The 18,008-nt window shown below is 50.1% G+C and carries 13 protein-coding genes and 1 riboswitch; of the genes, 10 read left to right on the top strand and 3 right to left on the bottom strand.

Annotation, left to right across the window (positions count from 1 at the left end; all coding sequences use genetic code 11):
* Positions 1-39: 39 nt before the first annotated feature.
* A riboswitch (cobalamin riboswitch) is annotated at positions 40-219 on the top strand.
* A 263-nt stretch (positions 220-482) separates the two neighbouring features.
* The 7 genes from BLR65_RS17685 to BLR65_RS17655 all read left to right on the top strand — a co-directional run bounded on the left by BLR65_RS17685 (position 483) and on the right by BLR65_RS17655 (position 8,515).
* A complete protein-coding gene (locus tag BLR65_RS17685; RefSeq protein WP_093795510.1) occupies positions 483-1,127 on the top strand; it encodes a precorrin-2 dehydrogenase/sirohydrochlorin ferrochelatase family protein in 645 nt (214 codons plus the stop codon).
* Positions 1,096-2,445 carry a glutamyl-tRNA reductase gene (hemA, locus tag BLR65_RS17680; protein ID WP_093795509.1) on the top strand — a complete coding sequence of 450 codons (1,350 nt, stop codon included), beginning with the start codon at positions 1,096-1,098 and terminating at the stop codon, positions 2,443-2,445. Before BLR65_RS17685 ends, hemA begins: the two co-directional genes overlap by 32 nt.
* Entirely contained in the window at positions 2,408-3,337 is a 930-nt protein-coding gene (gene hemC / locus BLR65_RS17675; RefSeq protein WP_093795508.1) for a hydroxymethylbilane synthase, read from the top strand. The genes hemA and hemC overlap by 38 nt, the downstream gene beginning before the upstream one ends.
* Positions 3,338-3,412: 75 nt before the next feature.
* Complete coding sequence (cobA, locus tag BLR65_RS17670) at positions 3,413-4,924, top strand: uroporphyrinogen-III C-methyltransferase (RefSeq protein WP_093795507.1); 1,512 nt, start codon at positions 3,413-3,415, stop codon at positions 4,922-4,924.
* Positions 4,925-4,926: 2 nt separating this feature from the next.
* Positions 4,927-5,892, top strand: a complete 966-nt coding sequence (hemB, locus tag BLR65_RS17665) for a porphobilinogen synthase (RefSeq protein WP_093795506.1) — start codon at positions 4,927-4,929, stop codon at positions 5,890-5,892.
* Between the two features lie 27 nt (positions 5,893-5,919).
* Positions 5,920-7,233 (top strand): glutamate-1-semialdehyde 2,1-aminomutase, encoded by a 1,314-nt coding sequence (gene hemL / locus BLR65_RS17660; RefSeq protein ID WP_093795505.1) that lies wholly within the window; start codon positions 5,920-5,922, stop codon positions 7,231-7,233.
* A 262-nt stretch (positions 7,234-7,495) separates the two neighbouring features.
* Positions 7,496-8,515: a GGDEF domain-containing protein gene (locus BLR65_RS17655; protein ID WP_093795504.1), complete on the top strand. Its 1,020-nt coding sequence runs from the start codon at positions 7,496-7,498 to the stop codon at positions 8,513-8,515.
* 68 nt (positions 8,516-8,583) lie between these two features.
* Here the strand turns inward: BLR65_RS17655 and hcp are convergent, their stop codons facing one another.
* Together hcp and BLR65_RS17645 are read right to left on the bottom strand one after the other, a co-directional pair.
* A complete protein-coding gene (gene hcp / locus BLR65_RS17650; protein ID WP_093795503.1) occupies positions 8,584-9,882 on the bottom strand; it encodes a hydroxylamine reductase in 1,299 nt (432 codons plus the stop codon).
* A gap of 204 nt (positions 9,883-10,086) precedes the next feature.
* Complete coding sequence (locus BLR65_RS17645; protein ID WP_093795502.1) at positions 10,087-12,222, bottom strand: cell division FtsA domain-containing protein; 2,136 nt, start codon at positions 12,220-12,222, stop codon at positions 10,087-10,089.
* A gap of 223 nt (positions 12,223-12,445) precedes the next feature.
* On the opposite strand from BLR65_RS17645, the gene BLR65_RS17640 reads away from it, so the two are divergent.
* Genes BLR65_RS17640 through BLR65_RS17630 form a run of 3 tightly spaced genes read left to right on the top strand, consistent with a single transcriptional unit; the run spans position 12,446 to position 15,652 of the window.
* Positions 12,446-13,282, top strand: a complete 837-nt coding sequence (locus BLR65_RS17640; RefSeq protein WP_245692873.1) for a DegV family protein — start codon at positions 12,446-12,448, stop codon at positions 13,280-13,282.
* A gap of 27 nt (positions 13,283-13,309) precedes the next feature.
* Complete coding sequence (locus tag BLR65_RS17635) at positions 13,310-14,941, top strand: DAK2 domain-containing protein (RefSeq protein WP_093795501.1); 1,632 nt, start codon at positions 13,310-13,312, stop codon at positions 14,939-14,941.
* A gap of 57 nt (positions 14,942-14,998) precedes the next feature.
* Complete coding sequence (locus tag BLR65_RS17630; RefSeq protein ID WP_093795500.1) at positions 14,999-15,652, top strand: cyclodeaminase/cyclohydrolase family protein; 654 nt, start codon at positions 14,999-15,001, stop codon at positions 15,650-15,652.
* Positions 15,653-15,761: 109 nt separating this feature from the next.
* Here BLR65_RS17630 and BLR65_RS17625 read toward each other — a convergent pair whose 3' ends face one another.
* Positions 15,762-17,939, bottom strand: coding sequence for a Tex family protein (locus BLR65_RS17625; RefSeq protein WP_093795499.1), 2,178 nt, complete (start codon positions 17,937-17,939; stop codon positions 15,762-15,764).
* Positions 17,940-18,008 lie beyond the last annotated feature (69 nt).

The raw sequence follows: 18,008 nt of genomic DNA, 5'->3' as shown, positions 1-18,008 counted from the left end.
TGACAATTCACCATATAAGTGTTATTGTAAAAATAAAAATCAAATAGCTAAGAGATAGGTGCCAATGGCTTAATAGGGAAGAACGGTTAAAAGCCGGCGCGGTCCCGCCACTGTAACGGGGAGCAAGCTTAAGATACGCCACTGGGATGACAGGTCTTGGGAAGGTTTAGGCAAGCGACGATCCGGAGTCAGGAGAACTGCCTGTCTGACAATCACCGTTTGTTACCCACGAGGTATTGGGGAGGGGATTCAGTAGGCATTTGTTCATGCATCTAGTCTATTCACTCCTGGCTAACCGCCAGGATATTTTTATTAGCTTACTGATTATTCACTCCTGACTGTAACGGTCAGGAGTTTTCCTATTGTAAAGCAATTTTTTATAGACTAGTTTTATGCGCAGGATAAGGGAAAATTACCGTTTGGTTACGAAATGTGGTAAGATATTTATTATGAGGTAACATCTATTTTAGGACGTGAGGTAAATGGAGTTATACCCCGTAAATTTAAAACTTGCCGGGCGGCGCTGCGCCGTTATCGGTGGCGGGGCGGTAGCGGAACGCAAGGTAAAATCACTTATAACGGCTGGTGCCCAAGTGACTGTTTTTAGTCCGGTACTGACTCCGGGGCTGAGCCAACTTCAAGAGAACGGCCGTCTGGCTTGGGTAGCCCGTGTTTACCAAGCCGGTGATCTACATAATTTTTTTTTGGTATTCTGTGCTACCAATGAGCCGGCGGCAAATCGGCAAGCAGCTAAGGACGCTCAGGCGGCAGGGGCTTTGGTTAATGTAGCGGACGCGCCGGAGTTGTCTGATTTTTATGTGCCGGCCCATATTGTGCGCGGAGACTTACTGCTTACCATATCGACCGGCGGCGGGAGCCCGGCCCTGGCCAGGCGGTTACGGGAAGAGATCGCTGCCAGGTACGGCCCGGAATACGGCCACTATTTAGCGCTCATTGCCAAGCTGAGGCCAGAACTTAAAGGACGTTTGGCAACAACGAAAGAACGGGAAAAATTCTGGCGTGAAACGATTGACCTTGAGGCGCTTGATTTACTTAAACAAGGCAAGTTTAACGAAGCGGAGGAGAGAATACGACATGCAGCTTGTTGTACTGGGCCTGAATCATAGAACTGCTCCGGTGGAAGTCCGGGAGTGCTTCTCTTTTTCAGAAGAACAAATTAAAGCGGCCTATAGGCGTCTTCACGAATATGACGATATTCGTGAATGTGTTATTTTGTCTACCTGTAATCGGACTGAAATGTACGCCGTTGTGGAAGATGCCGATGATGCTTTGGCGGTTATGCAGGAATTCCTTGATCACATGGCGCCTAATGTATTGGCGGAGACGAGTTACGATTACCTGTTTTATTATCAGGAAGAGGAATGCATCCGCCACCTGTTCAGAGTGAGCGCCAGTCTGGATTCATTGGTGCTGGGGGAGGGGCAAATCCTCAGCCAGGTAAAGTCGGCGTATGCGATTGCCCGGATTGCCGGTACGACCAGCACAGTTTTAAACACGTTATTTAACCGGGCCATCGCGGTGGGGAAGAAGGTGCGGACAGCTACCCGGATTGCCTATAATGCGGTGTCGGTCAGCTATGCCGCCGTCGAACTGGCCAAGAAGGTGCTGGGGGACTTGTCAGCCTCTAATGTATTAGTGCTTGGGGCGGGTGAGATGAGTGAATTGACGGCTCGCCATTTGGTCGCGAGCGGTGTTAAAACTGTGTTTGTATCCAACCGCAATTTTGAACGGGCGTTGGCATTGGCCGATAAATTTCGCGGTGTCGCCGTGCCCTTTGAGGACTTCTTAAAATGTGCGGTTGATGCGGATATTGTTATTACTTCCACAGGTGCGCCGCACTACATTATTCAAACCTGGGACGTAGCTCACCTCATGCCCAAACGGCAGGGGCGGCCGATCTTTTTTATTGATATCGCCGTACCGCGGGATATCGAACCCGAGGTTGGCGCCATTGCGGGCGTAACCCTGTATAATATTGACGATTTAGAAGCTGTTGTTGAATCCAATATGCGGGAACGGCAGCAGGAGGCCGCTGAAGCCGAACGGCTGGTGGATGAAGAAATGGCCGGAATTATCGAACGGTTCCGCTATTTATCTTACCGGCCGACACTGGCCAGGCTGACAGACAAAGCGGAACGGATTCGCCAGCGGGAAATCAAGCGGGCTTTAACCAAACTGCCGGATATTACGCCTGATGAACGGCGGATTTTAGAGAACATGTCCAAGATGATTATCAGAAAACTGCTGCGTGATCCGATTATCCGCCTGCACGAAGCTGCAGGGACGGACAAGGAGTATTACTACCAGGACGCTATTCGTAAATTATTCAAACTGGACATTGCGTTGGAAGTGGACCGGGAAGATCAGCGAGGAGAGGAACGAGACCGTGAAACAAAAACTTGTCATCGGTACGCGCGGCAGTAAGCTGGCTTTGTGGCAGGCCAATCACGTGGCTGCCCGCCTGCGGGAGCACTGCCCTGAGGTAACGATAGAACTCAAGCATATGGTAACAACCGGCGATAAAATTCTGGATGTGCCGCTGGCTAAAATCGGCGGCAAAGGACTGTTTACCAAGGAATTGGAAGTCTCCATGCTACAGGGGGATATTGATCTGGCTGTACATAGTTTAAAGGATATGCCTACCGAATTGCCAAGCGGCCTGATACTGGCTGCGGTGACGGAACGGGTTGATCCGGGCGATGCGCTAATAAGTCCCGCGTATAAAACACTGGCAAATTTACCGCGTAACGCCAGAGTAGGCACGTCCAGCCTCCGGCGCAAGGCGCAGCTGCTGAATGCCCGTCCTGATCTTACCATTGTTGATTTGCGCGGCAATTTGGATACCAGACTGAAAAAGCTGACAACGGAAAAATTAGATGCCATTCTTTTGGCGGTTGCCGGCCTAAAACGGTTAGGCTGGGATCAACAGATTACCGAAATATTGCCGCACACCGTCTGTCTGCCCGCTGTCGGACAAGGGGCTTTAGCCATTGAGGCAAGGGAAAATGACAAAGAGACGCTGGCTATGCTGGCGTTTTTAAACCACGAGGCAACCCGCCAGGCTACACTGGCAGAACGTGCTTTTCTGGCGGAAGTGGAAGGCGGTTGTCAAATCCCGATAGGTGTTTATGGTCAGTTTGAGGCCAAGAATGAACTTACCTTAAACGCTGTTATTATGTCTCCTGACGGCAAAGAGGCTGTCCGGGACAGGATTGGGGGAAATCCTGTCGAAGCGGCGAGCCTGGGCCACACCCTGGCTGTACGTATGCTGGATAAGGGTGGACGCGAGATCCTGGCAAAGTTGTTTGCCGACTGACTTGCGGACAGGCTGCCCACCGGCAGCTAAACCTACTTTTATTATGCATAGTTTTGTTAAACAAGGGAGGATTCTATGAAGCAGGGAATTGTCTACTTAGTTGGCGCCGGTCCTGGCGATTACGGGCTAATTAGTCTAAAAGCGATAGAGTGTATTAGAGAGGCGGATACCATTGTGTATGACCGGTTGGCTGATGACCGGCTATTAGATCATGCCCGGCCGGATGTGGAACTTGTTTATGTAGGGAAAGCTGCCAGTGCTCACACGATGCGCCAGGAGGATATTAACCAGTTGCTGGTGGATAAGGCACTAGCCAATAAGGTGGTTGTCCGGCTTAAGGGCGGCGATCCGTTTGTATTCGGGCGCGGCGGCGAAGAAGCGTTAAAACTGCTGGAACATGGTATTCCATTCGAGGTTGTCCCCGGGATTACCTCGGCCATAGCTGTGCCGGCTTATGCCGGTATTCCGGTAACCCACCGGGGCATTGCGACTTCTTTTGCCGTGATAACCGGACATGAGGACCCTGCCAAGGCAGAATCTACCATTCAATGGGATAAGCTGGCCACGGCCGTGGATACCCTGGTATTTCTCATGGGGGTAGAGAATCTTTCCCATATTACCGGCAAGTTACTGGAAAACGGACGCCCGGGAGATACGCCGGCAGCCGTTATTCGCTGGGGAACCAAGCCGGAACAGGAAGTGCTGGTGACAACGGTTGCCCGGGCGGCCCAGGCGGCCAGAGGATTAAAGCCGCCCGCGATTTTTATTGTCGGCCAGGTTGTCGCGCTGCGTAAGCAACTGGCATGGTTTGATAATAGGTTGCTTTTTGGCAAAAAAGTACTGGTTACACGGGCACGGGAACAGGCCAGCGTGCTTACGGACGGCCTGGCAAGATTAGGTGCCGATTGTATCGAGGCGCCGGCGATCAAAATTGTGCCGCCCGCAAGCTATGAGGAACTGGACAAGGCCATCACCAGGCTGGATGATTACCAATGGTTGATCTTTACCAGTGTCAATGGTGTAGAGCATTTCTTTTCCCGGATGAGGGCCGCGGGGCTTGATACCAGAGCCATTGCCGCGAAGGTGGCCGCCATTGGTTCGCCGACAGCAGCCAGACTGAAAAACTATGGTATTGTTGCCGACATTATTCCTGCTGAGTTCCGGGCCGAAGGGGTTGCGGAGGCACTGGAACCACATCTCCAGCCGGGCATGAAGGTATTAATCCCCCGGGCTTTGGTGGCCCGCGATGTTTTGCCGGAAAAATTGGCGGCATTGGGAGCAGACGTGAAAGTTGTACCCGCATACCGTACGGTTGCCGCTGATACCAACGGGAGAGAACTGGCGGAAAAATTAGCGCAAGGCACGATTGAGCTTGTTACTTTTACCAGTTCGTCAACCGTGACGAATTTGTTGCAGTTATTAGGAGAAAATGGCGCACGGCTTATTGCCAAAGCCAAGGTTGCCTGTATTGGACCGATTACGGCCGAAACCTGTTTGGCCCATGGCATTCAGCCGGATGTTATTGCCGAAGAATATACCATAAAGGGATTAATTGAAGCTATTACCGCATTGTATAAGGGGGAATAACCATGTCGATGATTTATCGCCCGCGACGGCTTAGAGTTAGTGAGGGCATACGCAGTTTGGTAAGGGAGACCCGGCTGACAGCCAGCGACTTGGTCTATCCTATATTTGTCGTGCCTGGAACAAATATAAAAAAAGAAATTGCCGCCTTGCCGGGAAACTTCCATTTATCGCCTGATAAGGCGGTTGAACTGGCACGGGAAACATACGCCGCAGGCATCCCGGCAGTGCTGGTGTTTGGCTTGCCTGAGTACAAGGATGAATGCGGCAGTAGTGCCTGGGACATGAAGAGTCCGGTGCAACTGGCGATTGCCGCTATTAAGCAGGCTGTGCCGGAACTGGTTGTCATTAGTGATGTCTGTCTCTGTGAGTATACCAGCCATGGTCATTGTGGCCTTATCCACGACCAAAAAGTGGATAATGATGCTACATTGCCGCTTATTGCTAAAGTTGCGCTAAGCCATGCGCAAGCCGGAGCGGATATGGTGGCTCCGTCCGATATGATGGACGGCAGAGTGGCCGCTATCCGGTCATTGTTGGACGATTCGGGTTACAGTGATATCAGTATTATGGCTTACTCAGCCAAATATGCTTCCGCTTATTATGGCCCTTTCCGCGAAGCGGCTGATTCGACTCCGCAATTTGGTGATCGAAAGTCTTATCAGATGGATCCGGCCAATGCCCGGGAAGCACTTAAAGAGGTTGCATTTGATATTGAAGAAGGGGCGGACATTGTCATGGTTAAGCCGGCTTTGGCGTATTTGGATATTGTCCGTCAGGTCAAGGATGAGTTTATGCTGCCATTAGCCGTGTATAATGTGAGCGGGGAATACGCTATGGTTAAGGCGGCTGCTGCGCAGGGGCTGATTGATGAGCCGCGCTTGGTTATTGAAACATTGACAGGCATGAAACGTGCCGGTGCTGACATTATTATTACCTATCATGCACTTGATGCGGTAAAATGGTTATAGGGTAAACGTTCCAGAAAGGAGAATACAATGGCATTTTCACTAAATAAGTCAGCGACAGCTTTTAAAGAGGCAAAGCAATATATTCCCGGCGGGGTTAACAGTCCTGTCCGTTCCTTTCGGGGAGTTGGCGGTACGCCGCCGTTTATTGCCAAGGCAAGCGGCAGTCGGGTTTATGATATTGACGGTAATGAATATATTGACTATGTGGGTTCATGGGGCCCGATGATTCTGGGACATGCCCATCCGGAGGTAACCGCTGAGCTTCGTGAAGCCATAGAACGCGGTACCAGTTACGGGGCTCCCACTCTCATTGAGACAGAACTTGCCAGGTTGATTACCGAAGTTGTTCCTTCCATTGAGCTTGTTCGTTTTGTTAATTCCGGTACAGAAGCCACAATGAGTGTTCTCAGACTGGCAAGAGCCTATACAAAACGCAATAAAATTGTCAAATTTGCCGGCTGTTATCATGGTCATCATGACAGTCTGCTGGTTAAGGCCGGATCAGGGGCAACCACGCTGGGAGTTCCCGATAGTCCGGGTGTTCCGGAGGCGATTGCCAGTAATACCCTGACGGTTGACTATAATGACGCGGAAGGACTAAGCCACCTGTTCGCAAAGCAGGGAGAGGAAATCGCCGCTGTCATTATCGAACCGGTTCCCGGTAATATGGGATTGGTTTTACCGAAACCCGGTTATTTGGAAAAAGTACGGGCGATTACCGAACACTATGGCGCACTACTGATTTTTGACGAGGTCATGTCCGGTTTCCGGGTTGCTTTTGGCGGCGCGCAGGAGGTCTATAATATTTCACCGGATCTTACTTGTCTGGGTAAGGTTATTGGCGGGGGACTGCCTGTCGGCGCTTACGGCGGACGGAAAGATATTATGGAACTGATTGCGCCGGCCGGACCGGTTTATCAGGCAGGTACGCTGAGTGGTAACCCCTTGGCGATGACGGCTGGACTGGCAACATTGCGGTTACTGGCACATACCGATGGCTTCTATGAAAAGATCACGGCCAATACGTCAGCGCTGTGTGCCGGCATGCGGGCCAAAGCTAAGGAATGCGGCTTTAATTTCCGGTTCCACCAAGCCGGTTCATTGTTTGGTCTCTTTTTTAATGAACAGGCTGTTTATGATTATAACAGTGCTAAACGTTCAGACGTAACTGCTTTCAATATTTACTTCCATGCGATGTTAGAGCAGGGAATATATTTTGCACCGTCGCAATTTGAGGCAGCATTCATGTCCGGTGCTCATACTCAGGAAGATATTGAAGCCACGATTGCCGCCAGCGGCAATGCCTTTAAGAAAGTTGCGGAGTATTACGCAAAAAGATAACAGCGGATGTAAAATAATCCCCCTGTGTACGTATATGTCGTATACAGGGGGATTCTCTATGTGACGTAAATCCAGAGCCAGAAAAATGGATGTAATTTACTGAATTGTTAAATAACGGTACTTTACTTTTTGCTCCAAAACGAGGATAATAAAAGATATATAGAATTGGTACATGCTCCTAAAGTGACCCAATAACAGAACGTTTTTTTAGAGTCAAGGGTTTCAAAAAGGCTCGGCGCAAGCTTAAGGAGTTTGAGAAAAAATGAGTGCAACCAAACACGAGTATGCGGTGTGGGGTGACCCCGCTTTACAACTGCAAATTTTTATTCGCAAAGTAAGTGGTATTTCGGTTTTGTTTTCCTTGGCGGTTGCCGTATTCAATCAAGAATCGCACTGGTGGATGATAACCGGACTGGCTATTGTGTATATATTTTATAACGCAAGCTTGTGTTTGCGGCAGGTTAAACCACACTTGCAGGAATTTTTCGTTAATTTGGCATTGTGTGCCGGCTTTACAGTAAGCGGTGCAATGTACAGCAGTGTTTTATATCATTTGTTGTTAGTGCGGATGGTGCTGAAAGTGGGGGGCCGGCGGGCTGTGCGCATGATGCTAGTCATTGCGCTTGTTTATGTCACTGCTCAGGTTTTCGCCAGCAGCCGCTTGTCTACAGGCTTATGGTTTGAGATAATCTATAATACGATAGGATTTGTCATGTTAACCTTGACGGCCGTTTATATGCGCAATGTGGTAGAAGTTCAATCAAAAAATGAAGGACAAATTGCCGAACTTATGCGGGAGAATGCCCATCACTATGAGTTGGCACATACGGACCAATTAACAGGTTTGTTAAATCATCGGGCTTATTTGGAGAAAACTGCCGATTTGCAGCAGTATATATTAGTGATTATTGACATTGACTACTTTAAAAAATTGAATGATACGCATGGGCATTTATTCGGCGATCAGGTGCTGGAGACAATCGGCAGAATGATAAAGCAGAGTATCCGGAGCAAGGATATGGCTTTTCGCTATGGGGGCGAAGAGTTTGCGTTAGTACTGCCGGGGACCTCGCTTGACCTAGGGCTTAAGATTGCCGAAAGGCTACGCTTTCAGGTAGCCAACTCAGATTTTATTCATCATGGGGAGCGCGTTAACATTACGATTAGTATTGGCGTGGCGCGCAAGAGCCCCAGCGTGGCTTGCCAGGATGCCTTCCGCGAGGCCGATAGTGCCTTATACCGGGCAAAACGGCAAGGCCGCAATCAATGTGCGGTATTTTAACAGGACCGGCTACATACAGCATCGGCTTGCGCGAGCCTTTTGGCAAAGCGCAAGCCGATGTGTTGTTTTTAACCTAATATTGCTTTTAAATCTTCATCCGGTGTTGTAATTGGCTGAAGACCAAAGTTATCACTAAGCACCTTGAATACTCCCGGTGTTACAAAGGCCGGAGCCGATGGGCCAAGGCGAATGTTTTTCACGCCAAGATGCAGCAGGGTGAGCAGGATAGCAACCGCCTTTTGCTCAAACCAGGATAAGATAAAGGAGAGCGGCAGGTCGTTTACACCGCAGTTAAATACTTTGGCCAGGGCAATGGCGACCTGGATACCCGAGTAGGCATTATTGCATTGACCAAGATCGATCAGGCGGGGAATACCGTCAATTGTGCCGAAGTCAAGATGATTGAAACGGTATTTACCGCAGGCCACTGTTAGAATTACGCAATCCTGGGGTATCTTTTCGGCTAATTCTGTATAGTAATTACGGCCAGGTTTGGCTCCGTCGCAGCCGCCGATCAGGAAGAAGCGCTTAATTTTACCGTTTTTGACGGCTTCCACAATTTTGTCGGCCAGACCAAGAATGGCATTGTGATGGAACCCGGTTGTCAGGGTATAGGCACCGGCTTTAGCCGGCAAAGACGGCAGGCTTTGGGCTTTGGCAATCAGGTCGGAGAAGTTGCGATCAGCAATATGGTTGCCGCCCTGGAGGCCGGTTACACTGCGGGTAAAGATGCGGTCACCATAGGTTTGGTTGGCCGTTAACGGCATTACGCAGTTCGTCGTTACCAGTATGGCGCCAGGAAAGGCTTCGAATTCTGTGCGCTGGTTCTGCCAGGCGGTACCGTAATTGCCGACAAGGTGTTTGTATTTTTTGAGCTCAGGATAGGCGTGGGCCGGCAGCATTTCACCGTGCGTATAGATATTGATGCCGGTACCTTCGGTTTGTTTGAGGAGTTCTTCCAGGTCTAACAGATCATGGCCGGTAACCAGAATGCCAAACCCCTCTTTAAAGCCGGTAAATACCTCGGTAGGTACGGGTGAGCCAAAGTGCGCGACATGGGCTTTGTCTAATAACTCCATGACTTTGAGATTGATCTCGCCACATTTGAGCACCATTTCGATATGTTTTTCCAGACTGAAGTTTACGTTCGTCAGGGTGAAGAAGAGGGCATCGTGAACGAAAGCGTCAACTTCCTCGCTACGGGCACCCAACTCCCGCGCGTGATGGGCATAGGCGGCAATTCCTTTAAGACCGAAAAGCAGCGTGTCCTGCAAGCTGGCAATATCCTCGTTTTTGCCGCAGACACCAACCTTGGTGCAGCCGATACCGCCTGCGGTCTGCTCACATTGGTAGCAAAACATACTCATTTTTATATCCCCCTTGTTGTTGAACTTATGGTCTTATTATAGGGGATAAAAAGTCGTGAGAATGTGATATGCATCACGTCCTTACGACAAATTTTTCAGCCTATTAAGCTTATTGCGACCGGATAGGGAACTCTCTTATATATCCGCATTCAAGAAGTTTGCGGACACAGGCGTTATATAGAAGCATAATATAAACCAAGTTTCCTATTTGGTTTCAATTTTAATTTCAACGCTGTCGCCGTTTTTAACAATCGCAGTGTATTCTGTGGGCATGCCGTTCAGCAGGATATTTACCCTGGCAGTAATCGGCAGGCTGCGGGGATCAAAATCAGCAGCCAGCAGTACATCGCTGATTAGGGGTTGCAGTTCGGGCGAGGTGGTAAAATCAATATGACTGCCGGAAGCAGCCGGCTGATTGATGTCGGCCGGTTTTCCGTTTACCAAAATCGTATGACGCTGGAGGGGGATAATGCAGGGAGAACCATTAAACGAAACTGTGATGGAAGAATCGACTTCACTGTCAATTCCCAGCATTTCCGCCAATGTAGGCGGTGGTGGTTTCAGAATTTCAATTACGCTGCCAGCAGTTAAGGGCGTGTCAGGCGATGCCTGGGTGCCGTCAATAGAAAATTGAGGCCAAATCTTATAAGAGCGTTCCGTGTTGTTTATTTGATACGTATATTCGGCGGGAACAGGCTCATGCGCCAGCTGACCAAGGGCGTCTTTTAGCGTGAGCGTAGGTTTGGCACAAATTTGATCACGGTCATGCAGTACGGTATCCGGCGTGGCTAATACTCCGTTTATGGTAACTTGTCGCGCTAATTGATATTCTTTTCCGTCAAGCGTAATCATTAACGGCTCGGTGGCCGGGGCAATATCTTGTAAGAGTGGTGCCGGTGTTGCTCCATCCGTACCAAGAGTTACGACAAGGCTATCCCGGTCCTCTAGTATATCAGTCAATTTGGCCGGTTGACCGTTCCTTGCAATTTCACCGGGACTGCCATGGCCACCGGCAATAAACATGGTTTCATCATTAACGGTAATGGTCAGGCCCATGCCGGGGCGTCCGCGCAAAGCCCGAATGTCAATACCGGCAGCCAATAAAGCATCGGCTATTGTCAGCCGGCTTAGGTTGAATAAACGGATGGCCCGTTCATTAACGGTAATGTTAATAAAGTTTAAAGTGCGCCCGCCGGCCAGTTTCAGGATACCTAGCGGTGTTACGGAATCAGGTGTGCATAGTTTAGCCGGTATACCGGTAATTCCTTCAATGGAATCAGGCCGGCGAATCGCTACCCGGGTGGCCGGAATATCCAGTGCTTCGGCCAAAACTTCCGGCAAGAGCGGTGTCAGTGCACCACCGCCGACTAATAGCACGGCCTGCGGACGTTCGTTGTTAAGCGCGATAATTTCTGCGGCAATGGCCTGCGCGAGTTCGCCTACCTTCGGCGCCATGGCTTCAATAATTTCCTTGGCGGCAACTTTTTGGGCCATGCCGAGCACATCGGTGAAGGAAATCTTTTTATTTTTACCATTCAATTGACGTTTGACTGTTTCGGCGACATTGAAATCAAGCAAATATTTTTGGGAGATAGCTTCGGTTATTTCATCGCCGGCGAAAGGAACCATACCGTAGGCAATGACCGAACCGTCACGGGTAATGGCTACGTCGGAGGTACCGGCGCCAACGTCAATCAGTACTAAATTGAGGTGGCGCATGGTAGTGGGAATCAGTACGTTAATGGCGGCAATCGGCTCGAGGGTAAGGGTGGCCATTTCCAGCCCGACAGTTTCAATGGCTGATTGCAGGGAGTCAATAACCTGGCGCGGCAAAAAGGTGGCAATAGCCTCAATGGCCGAATGTTTGCCCCGCTGGCCGACAAGGCTTTTAATCCGGGTACCGTCTAAGCTGAAGTTCACCACACTATAGCCGACACAATAATAATCGGCAGGTTCGGGGACGGTTCTTGAAGTAGCCAGCTCAGCCTGGGCTGTCTGAATAGCAGCCAGCTCAAGCGAACGTTCGTCCTCCGGGGTCAGAGTTCCCCGGGTGCTGACATCAAGTTCGGCTGAAATCCTCAGGGTACACAGTGCCCGGCCGGCAGCCGCTACAGCGACTCTGGTCAGTTTGCCGGTTTTGGCTTCCAGCCGTGTTTTGACAGAGTTTAGTACTTCAGCTACCTCCCGGACATCGTGAATCTGTCCGTCAAGCATGGCGCGGGTATGGTGTTCTTCCCGGTCCGACGCAATTAATTTTACTGTGCCGTTTTCGTCTTCCCCGACAAGGCCGATAACGCTGCGGGTTCCAATATCCAAGGCAAAGAGGAGTTGTTTGTCCATGAGGTTACTCCTTATTCAGTGTTATATACTTAAAATAAGTAAATACGTTTAAGCCGTTTGTAGATAATTTCTCCGGGCAATATCCTATTTCCTGTCAACCTTAATAAGATTTAGGGATTTGTTTAGGATTTTTGTCGGGAAATCATAACAATATATTTGTGTATTTGCCGGCGATTATTTGGTAAAATATAGTTTAAGGGATTAGGAGAGGGGACTATTTGCATTGTTACCTATACATATTGTAATTGACAGTACAGCGAATGTACCTGGAAAGATGCTCAGCGAGCATCCCAATCTTCATGTGGTACCACTTAAGCTTATTCTTGGGGAAGACGAATGGAGTGAACCCGAATTAACTACGGCAGAACTGTTCCGGCTGACCAGGGAAAAGGGAGTGCATCCCCGGACCTCGCAGCCCTCACCGGGCGAATTCATTCAGGCTTTTGCACCGGCAGCGGCAGGTGAGCCGGTTATTATGATTTGTCTGACTGCCGGGTTAAGCGGCACTTTTAATGGGGCCAGGACGGCCGCCAGAGATTTTAAGGAGCGGGAGATTTATGTAATTGATTCCTGTACCGGCGCTCTTGGCAGTTTAAAAATGGCGGAACAGGCCCTGGCAATGGCGTCCGCGGGTAACCCGGCGCAGGTAATTGCCGGACATTTGCGGCAGATGGCTGCTGCTACCCGCACGCTATTTATTGTTGATTCTCTGGATTATTTGCATAAAGGCGGCCGCATCGGCGGGGCAGCGGCTCTATTTGGCTCGATTTTGCAAATTAAGCCGATTCTTACCTTGCGCGCAGCGAGCATCCAGGTTTTGGATAAAGTTCGCACCAGATCACGGGCTATTGCCCGTATGCTGGAAGAGCTTGACAGTGTGGATACTTTGGAGTATATTGGCGTAGTATACGGGGATGCACCTGCTGCCATTGAAGATATGGTTGCTGCCATTCGTCAGCGTTACCCCGGTGTGCCGGTCTCAACGGCGGCACTTGGTTCAGTAATCGCTGCCCACTTGGGGCCAGGCGTGATTGGACTTATTTTTCAAAGCAGGGTTTAGAGATACTGTGGCAGAGGGGGAAACTTTATGAAGCCGAGTATTGATGTCATTAACGGTAAGGATTTTCGCCGCATGATTGCCGGAGCTTATGGTGCTTTTATGCGGGAGCACGAATATATCAACAGTTTAAATGTTTTTCCCGTTCCCGACGGTGATACCGGAACCAACATGCTGTTGACGCTGGGAGCGGTAGCCAAGGCTGTAGCTGAGGCTCCTGATGAGGGAATCGGTTCTCTGGCCCGCCGGGGGGCCGATAGTGCGATCATGGGCGCCAGAGGTAACTCCGGTGTTATTCTGTCTCAGTTTTTCCGCGGTATCGCCAGAGGCCTGTCGGGAAAGGATACGGCGACTTCCGCTGAGGTTGGCAAAGCCTTTCAATACGGGATTCTGTATGCGTATCGGGCTGTCGCCAGGCCGGTAGAAGGCACTATACTAACGGTGGCGAAAGCGACGGCCAAAGGGACTCACCGGGCGGTGCGGGAGCATGCCGCTTTTGCCGATATTTTGAAAGAAGCCATTGCCACCGGCCAGGCGGAATTGCGTAAGACCCCGGACATGCTGCCGGCCCTTAAGGCTGCCGGTGTTGTCGATGCGGGCGGCCAGGGGCTGATTTGTTTTCTGAATGGCTGTCTGGAAGGGCTGGAAGGCAGGGATTGCGGGCCGGAGGCTAACTTTGGCCATACATTGACCGTGCCGGGGATAACAGCCGATACAACGATTGCCCATCCTTATTGCACCGAGTTTATTGTAAAAAGGTTTGCCGTCGGCTTGGCTGAGGTTAAACGGCAATTAGAACAATTAGGCGAATCTTTGGTACTTGCGCCCGGTGAAAGTATGTTGAAAGTACATATTCACACGGCGCATCCGGGGGACGTCTTAGAATCGGCCATTGCCTGGGGAACGCTTCATGATATCAAGATTGACAATATGGCGGATCAACACCGGAAAATCATGGAGGCCGAAGAGGTGCCGGCGGCACCGGTCGTAAAGAATCACGCCAAGGCCAAGCTGGCTGTCATCAGCGTGGCCGCGGGAGCCGGCTTAACTGCCATTATGCAGCAAATAGGCGCTGACATGATTATTTCCGGCGGGCAGACCATGAATCCGCCGGTAGAAGAATTTGTAGCGGCTGTGCACAATGGGGCGGCCGAGCAATACATTATTTTGCCAAACAATAAAAATATTGTGCTGGCGGCGGCACAGGTCAAAAAGTTATTGGGAGACAGGGTAGCTATTTTGCCGACAACAAATGTGCCGCAGGGGCTGGCTGCTATCCTGGCTTTTAACCCTGAGAACAATTTGGAAGATAATCTACAACGGATGACAGCGGCTCAGGCAGCCGTTAAGGCAGGCAGTCTGACAATGGCTGTCCGTGATTCGACGGTAGAAGGCCGGAATGTACCGGAAGGTTCCTATATCGGCGTAGTTAACGGCAGTGTGGCAGTGTGGTCCGGGCAACTGGATATTGCCTTGAAAAAACTTATTTTGTATTTGGCGGGAACAGACAGCAGCATGGTCAGCTTGTATTATGGGGCTGAGCTCAGCGACCGGGAAGCAGCGGAACTGGTTAAAGAAGTTGGCAAAGAACTGCAAGGTTTGGAAGTAGAACTGTATTTTGGCGGACAGCCGCACTATCAGTTTCTTGTCAGTGTGGATTGAAAAACAGGCAATAGTCAGGCCTGAACGACGATAAGCCGCAAGAGAAAGGGAGTATCCATGATGTTGAGTTCATTAAGTATCAGTGACTTTGCTGCCAAACTGGCTTCTGACGAGGTACCGCCGGGCGGGGGAAGCACGGCAGCCATATACGGGCTTATGGCGGCGGCACTCTTAGAAATGGCGATAGCCTATTCCCTAAAAGATCGAAAGCCTGCGGAAGGTAATGAAATCCTTGTCGCTAAGCAGGCTGATCTGGCCAGGCTGCATATCGAGCTGACCATACTAATTGACCGCGATGCCCTGGCATTGCGGGGGTTACTGGCTGCCGCCGGTTTACCGGCAACAACGGTGGAGAAACAACAGGTACGGAACCTGGCTCTGCAAAAAGCCCTTAAGCAAGCGGCTGAAATACCGGTGGAAACGGCCCGTTCCTGTCTGGAGGTAATGGAGATTGGCAAAACAATTGTCGGTATGGTCGATAAGCTGGTAGTCAGTGATCTGATGGCAGGTGTGGCGGCCGCACATGCCGGTATTACGGCCAGTCTTTTAAGCACAGCTATAAACTTAAATGAGATTCAGGAAGATTCTCTTGTCAGTGCACTTAAAGGCCAGATTTATTTATTGCGAACGACCGGCGATGAGTTGAGAGCCGCTATTGAAAAAATAGTTTACCGCAACGCTCCGTTTGACGTACTGCAGGGCGGTGAGTAGCCAAGAAGCCTTGTATCCCTAATAACATCGCGGGATACAAGGCTTCTTTTTATCCTGAGATTTAGCTTCAGATGGGGCTGAAACCCTACCTGAAGCTAAGTCTACTTTATTACGACTCTTTGGGCACTTGCTTGAGACTGAGTCCGATCCGTTTTCGCTCTTCGTCAACGCTGATAACAACGACGTCAATGATATCGCCTACCGCTACGATGTCGGTTGGATGCCGGAAACGTTTATAGCTGAGCTCTGAACGGTGGATAAGACCGTTGATTTTTATACCAATGTCAACGAACACGCCGAAATCGGTTACATTGTGGACAGTGCCTTTTACCAGGGTGCCAGGAGTAATATCCGATAATTTTACAATATTTTTCCGGGTTTGGGGCGGTGGCACGTCTTCACGTGGGTCACGGCCCGGTTTGGCTAAGGCGGCAAGAATGTCCCGGACTGTCGGCTCGCCGGCTTTAAGTTCATCTGCCAGCTTGGCGGCGTCGGCAGCTGGAGCTGCTTGTTGGAGGGCGGCTAATCTGGTCTTGTCGGACAAATCATGTAACGTAAATCCGAGTTTATCCAAAATGGACTCCGCCAATTCATAGGATTCCGGATGGACCGGAGTGTTGTCAAGGGGATTGCCTGCCTGGGCAATTCGTAAGAAACCGGCGCATTGGGTGAAGGCTGCTTTACCCAGCCGGGTGACTTTTAGCAGTTCTTTACGGCTTTTAAACTGACCGTTTTCCGTGCGGTAGGCCACAATATTTTTAGCGACGCCGGCATTAATGCCGGCTACATAGGTGAGCAGCGCGGGGGAAGCGGTATTAAGCTCTACACCAACATGGTTAACACAGGATTCGACGACATTGGTCAGGGTCTCACTTAATTCCTTTTGGTTTACATCATGTTGATACTGGCCAACACCAATCGATTTAGGGTCAATTTTGACCAGCTCTGCGAGCGGGTCCTGAATGCGGCGGGCAATAGAGACCGCGCCACGGATGGACACATCTAAATCAGGTAATTCTTCTTTTGCCAGTTTTGAGGCGGAGTAAACCGATGCGCCGGCCTCATTGGTGATAATATAGTGAACATCCAGGTTGTTGGTACTAATAAGATTAGCGGCAAATTCTTCGGTTTCATAGGAGGCGGTGCCATTGCCGATAGAAATGAGCGTAACACCATGCGTACGGATGAGTGCAAGTGCTTTGGTTTCCGCTTCCTGACGCTGACGGTCACTCATCGTGAGATAAAGAGTAGTGGTTGCCAAAACGGCACCGGTTGGGCCGACTACTGCCAATTTACAGCCGGTGCGGTAACCGGGATCAAGTCCCATAACCGTGTGGCCGGCGAGCGGGGCTTGCAATAATAAGGGACGTAAATTAAGGCCAAATACCCGAATGGCCTGTTTTTCGGCATTTTCCGTCAGCAAGGCGCGAATTTCCCGCTCCAGTGCCGGAAACAACAGTCGCTTATAGCCGTCGGCAATAGCGTCGGTAATGGCTTGTTTGCAGATAGAGTCGGCCGTAATAATTTTGCCCGCAATCAAACGAATATTAGCCTCATGGTCAATGGCAAGTTCTACTTTCAGTGCTCCCTTGGTTTCGCCGCGGTTTACGGCCAGGATCCGGTGGGACGGCATATGTCTGACCGGTTCGCGGTATTCCTTATAGGTCAGGAATTCCTTAGCTTCCGCCTCGTCTACGCTTAATTGGGTGGCGATTTCCGCCTTTTGCCACAATTCTTTGCGAAGCAACGCACGAATAGCGGCCTCTTCGCTGACCGTTTCGGCAATAATATCCTGAGCACCGCTTAGTGCCAGTTCCGCAGTTGTTATTTCTTGTTCTTCGCTGATATATTCGGCCGCAATCACCAGTAAGTCGCCTGTGGTGAGCTGCTGGGACAGCATAATTTCCGCCAAAGGTTCCAAGCCTTTTTCCCTGGCGATTTGTGCCCGGGTTCGTTTTTTCGGCCGGTAAGGCAGATAAAGGTCTTCCAATTCCTGCAATTTAGTGGCAGACTGAATAGCCTGTGTTAATTCCGGGGTTAATTTGTCCTGGGCTTCAATACTTGCGAGAATTTCTTCCTGACGCTTAATAAAATTCCTGAGATATTGGGTACGCTCTTCAATCGTACGGATATGTTCCTCGTTGAGCTCGCCTGTGGCTTCTTTGCGGTAACGGGCAATAAACGGTACGGTATTGCCGTCATCCAAAAGATTTATGGTGGCCGTTACCTGCTGGGGTTTAACGGCCAGCTCATGAGCAATAATGACAGGGATATCGGTAATTTGCATCTGTTCACCATCTTTACTTAGTTTAGCTTTTCTTATTATAATCAGTTTGTACGGTTAGTACAATATAAG

This window comes from Sporomusa acidovorans (genome assembly GCF_900101845.1).
Classification (GTDB): Bacteria; Bacillota; Negativicutes; order Sporomusales; family Sporomusaceae; genus Sporomusa; species Sporomusa acidovorans.
This window is presented reverse-complemented; position numbering and strand designations above follow the sequence as displayed.

Bases quoted from the DNA above. Each gene is read 5' to 3' on its own strand.
- hemA (WP_093795509.1), top strand. From the start codon at position 1,096: ATGCAGCTTGTTGTACTGGGCCTGAATCATAGAACTGCTCCGGTGGAA.
- BLR65_RS17630 (WP_093795500.1), top strand. From the start codon at position 14,999: ATGATGTTGAGTTCATTAAGTATCAGTGACTTTGCTGCCAAACTGGCT.
- BLR65_RS17655 (WP_093795504.1), top strand. From the start codon at position 7,496: ATGAGTGCAACCAAACACGAGTATGCGGTGTGGGGTGACCCCGCTTTA.
- BLR65_RS17685 (WP_093795510.1), top strand. From the start codon at position 483: ATGGAGTTATACCCCGTAAATTTAAAACTTGCCGGGCGGCGCTGCGCC.
- BLR65_RS17645 (WP_093795502.1), bottom strand. From the start codon at position 12,222: ATGGACAAACAACTCCTCTTTGCCTTGGATATTGGAACCCGCAGCGTT.
- BLR65_RS17635 (WP_093795501.1), top strand. From the start codon at position 13,310: ATGAAGCCGAGTATTGATGTCATTAACGGTAAGGATTTTCGCCGCATG.
- hemL (WP_093795505.1), top strand. From the start codon at position 5,920: ATGGCATTTTCACTAAATAAGTCAGCGACAGCTTTTAAAGAGGCAAAG.
- BLR65_RS17625 (WP_093795499.1), bottom strand. From the start codon at position 17,939: ATGCAAATTACCGATATCCCTGTCATTATTGCTCATGAGCTGGCCGTT.
- hemB (WP_093795506.1), top strand. From the start codon at position 4,927: ATGTCGATGATTTATCGCCCGCGACGGCTTAGAGTTAGTGAGGGCATA.
- cobA (WP_093795507.1), top strand. From the start codon at position 3,413: ATGAAGCAGGGAATTGTCTACTTAGTTGGCGCCGGTCCTGGCGATTAC.
- hcp (WP_093795503.1), bottom strand. From the start codon at position 9,882: ATGAGTATGTTTTGCTACCAATGTGAGCAGACCGCAGGCGGTATCGGC.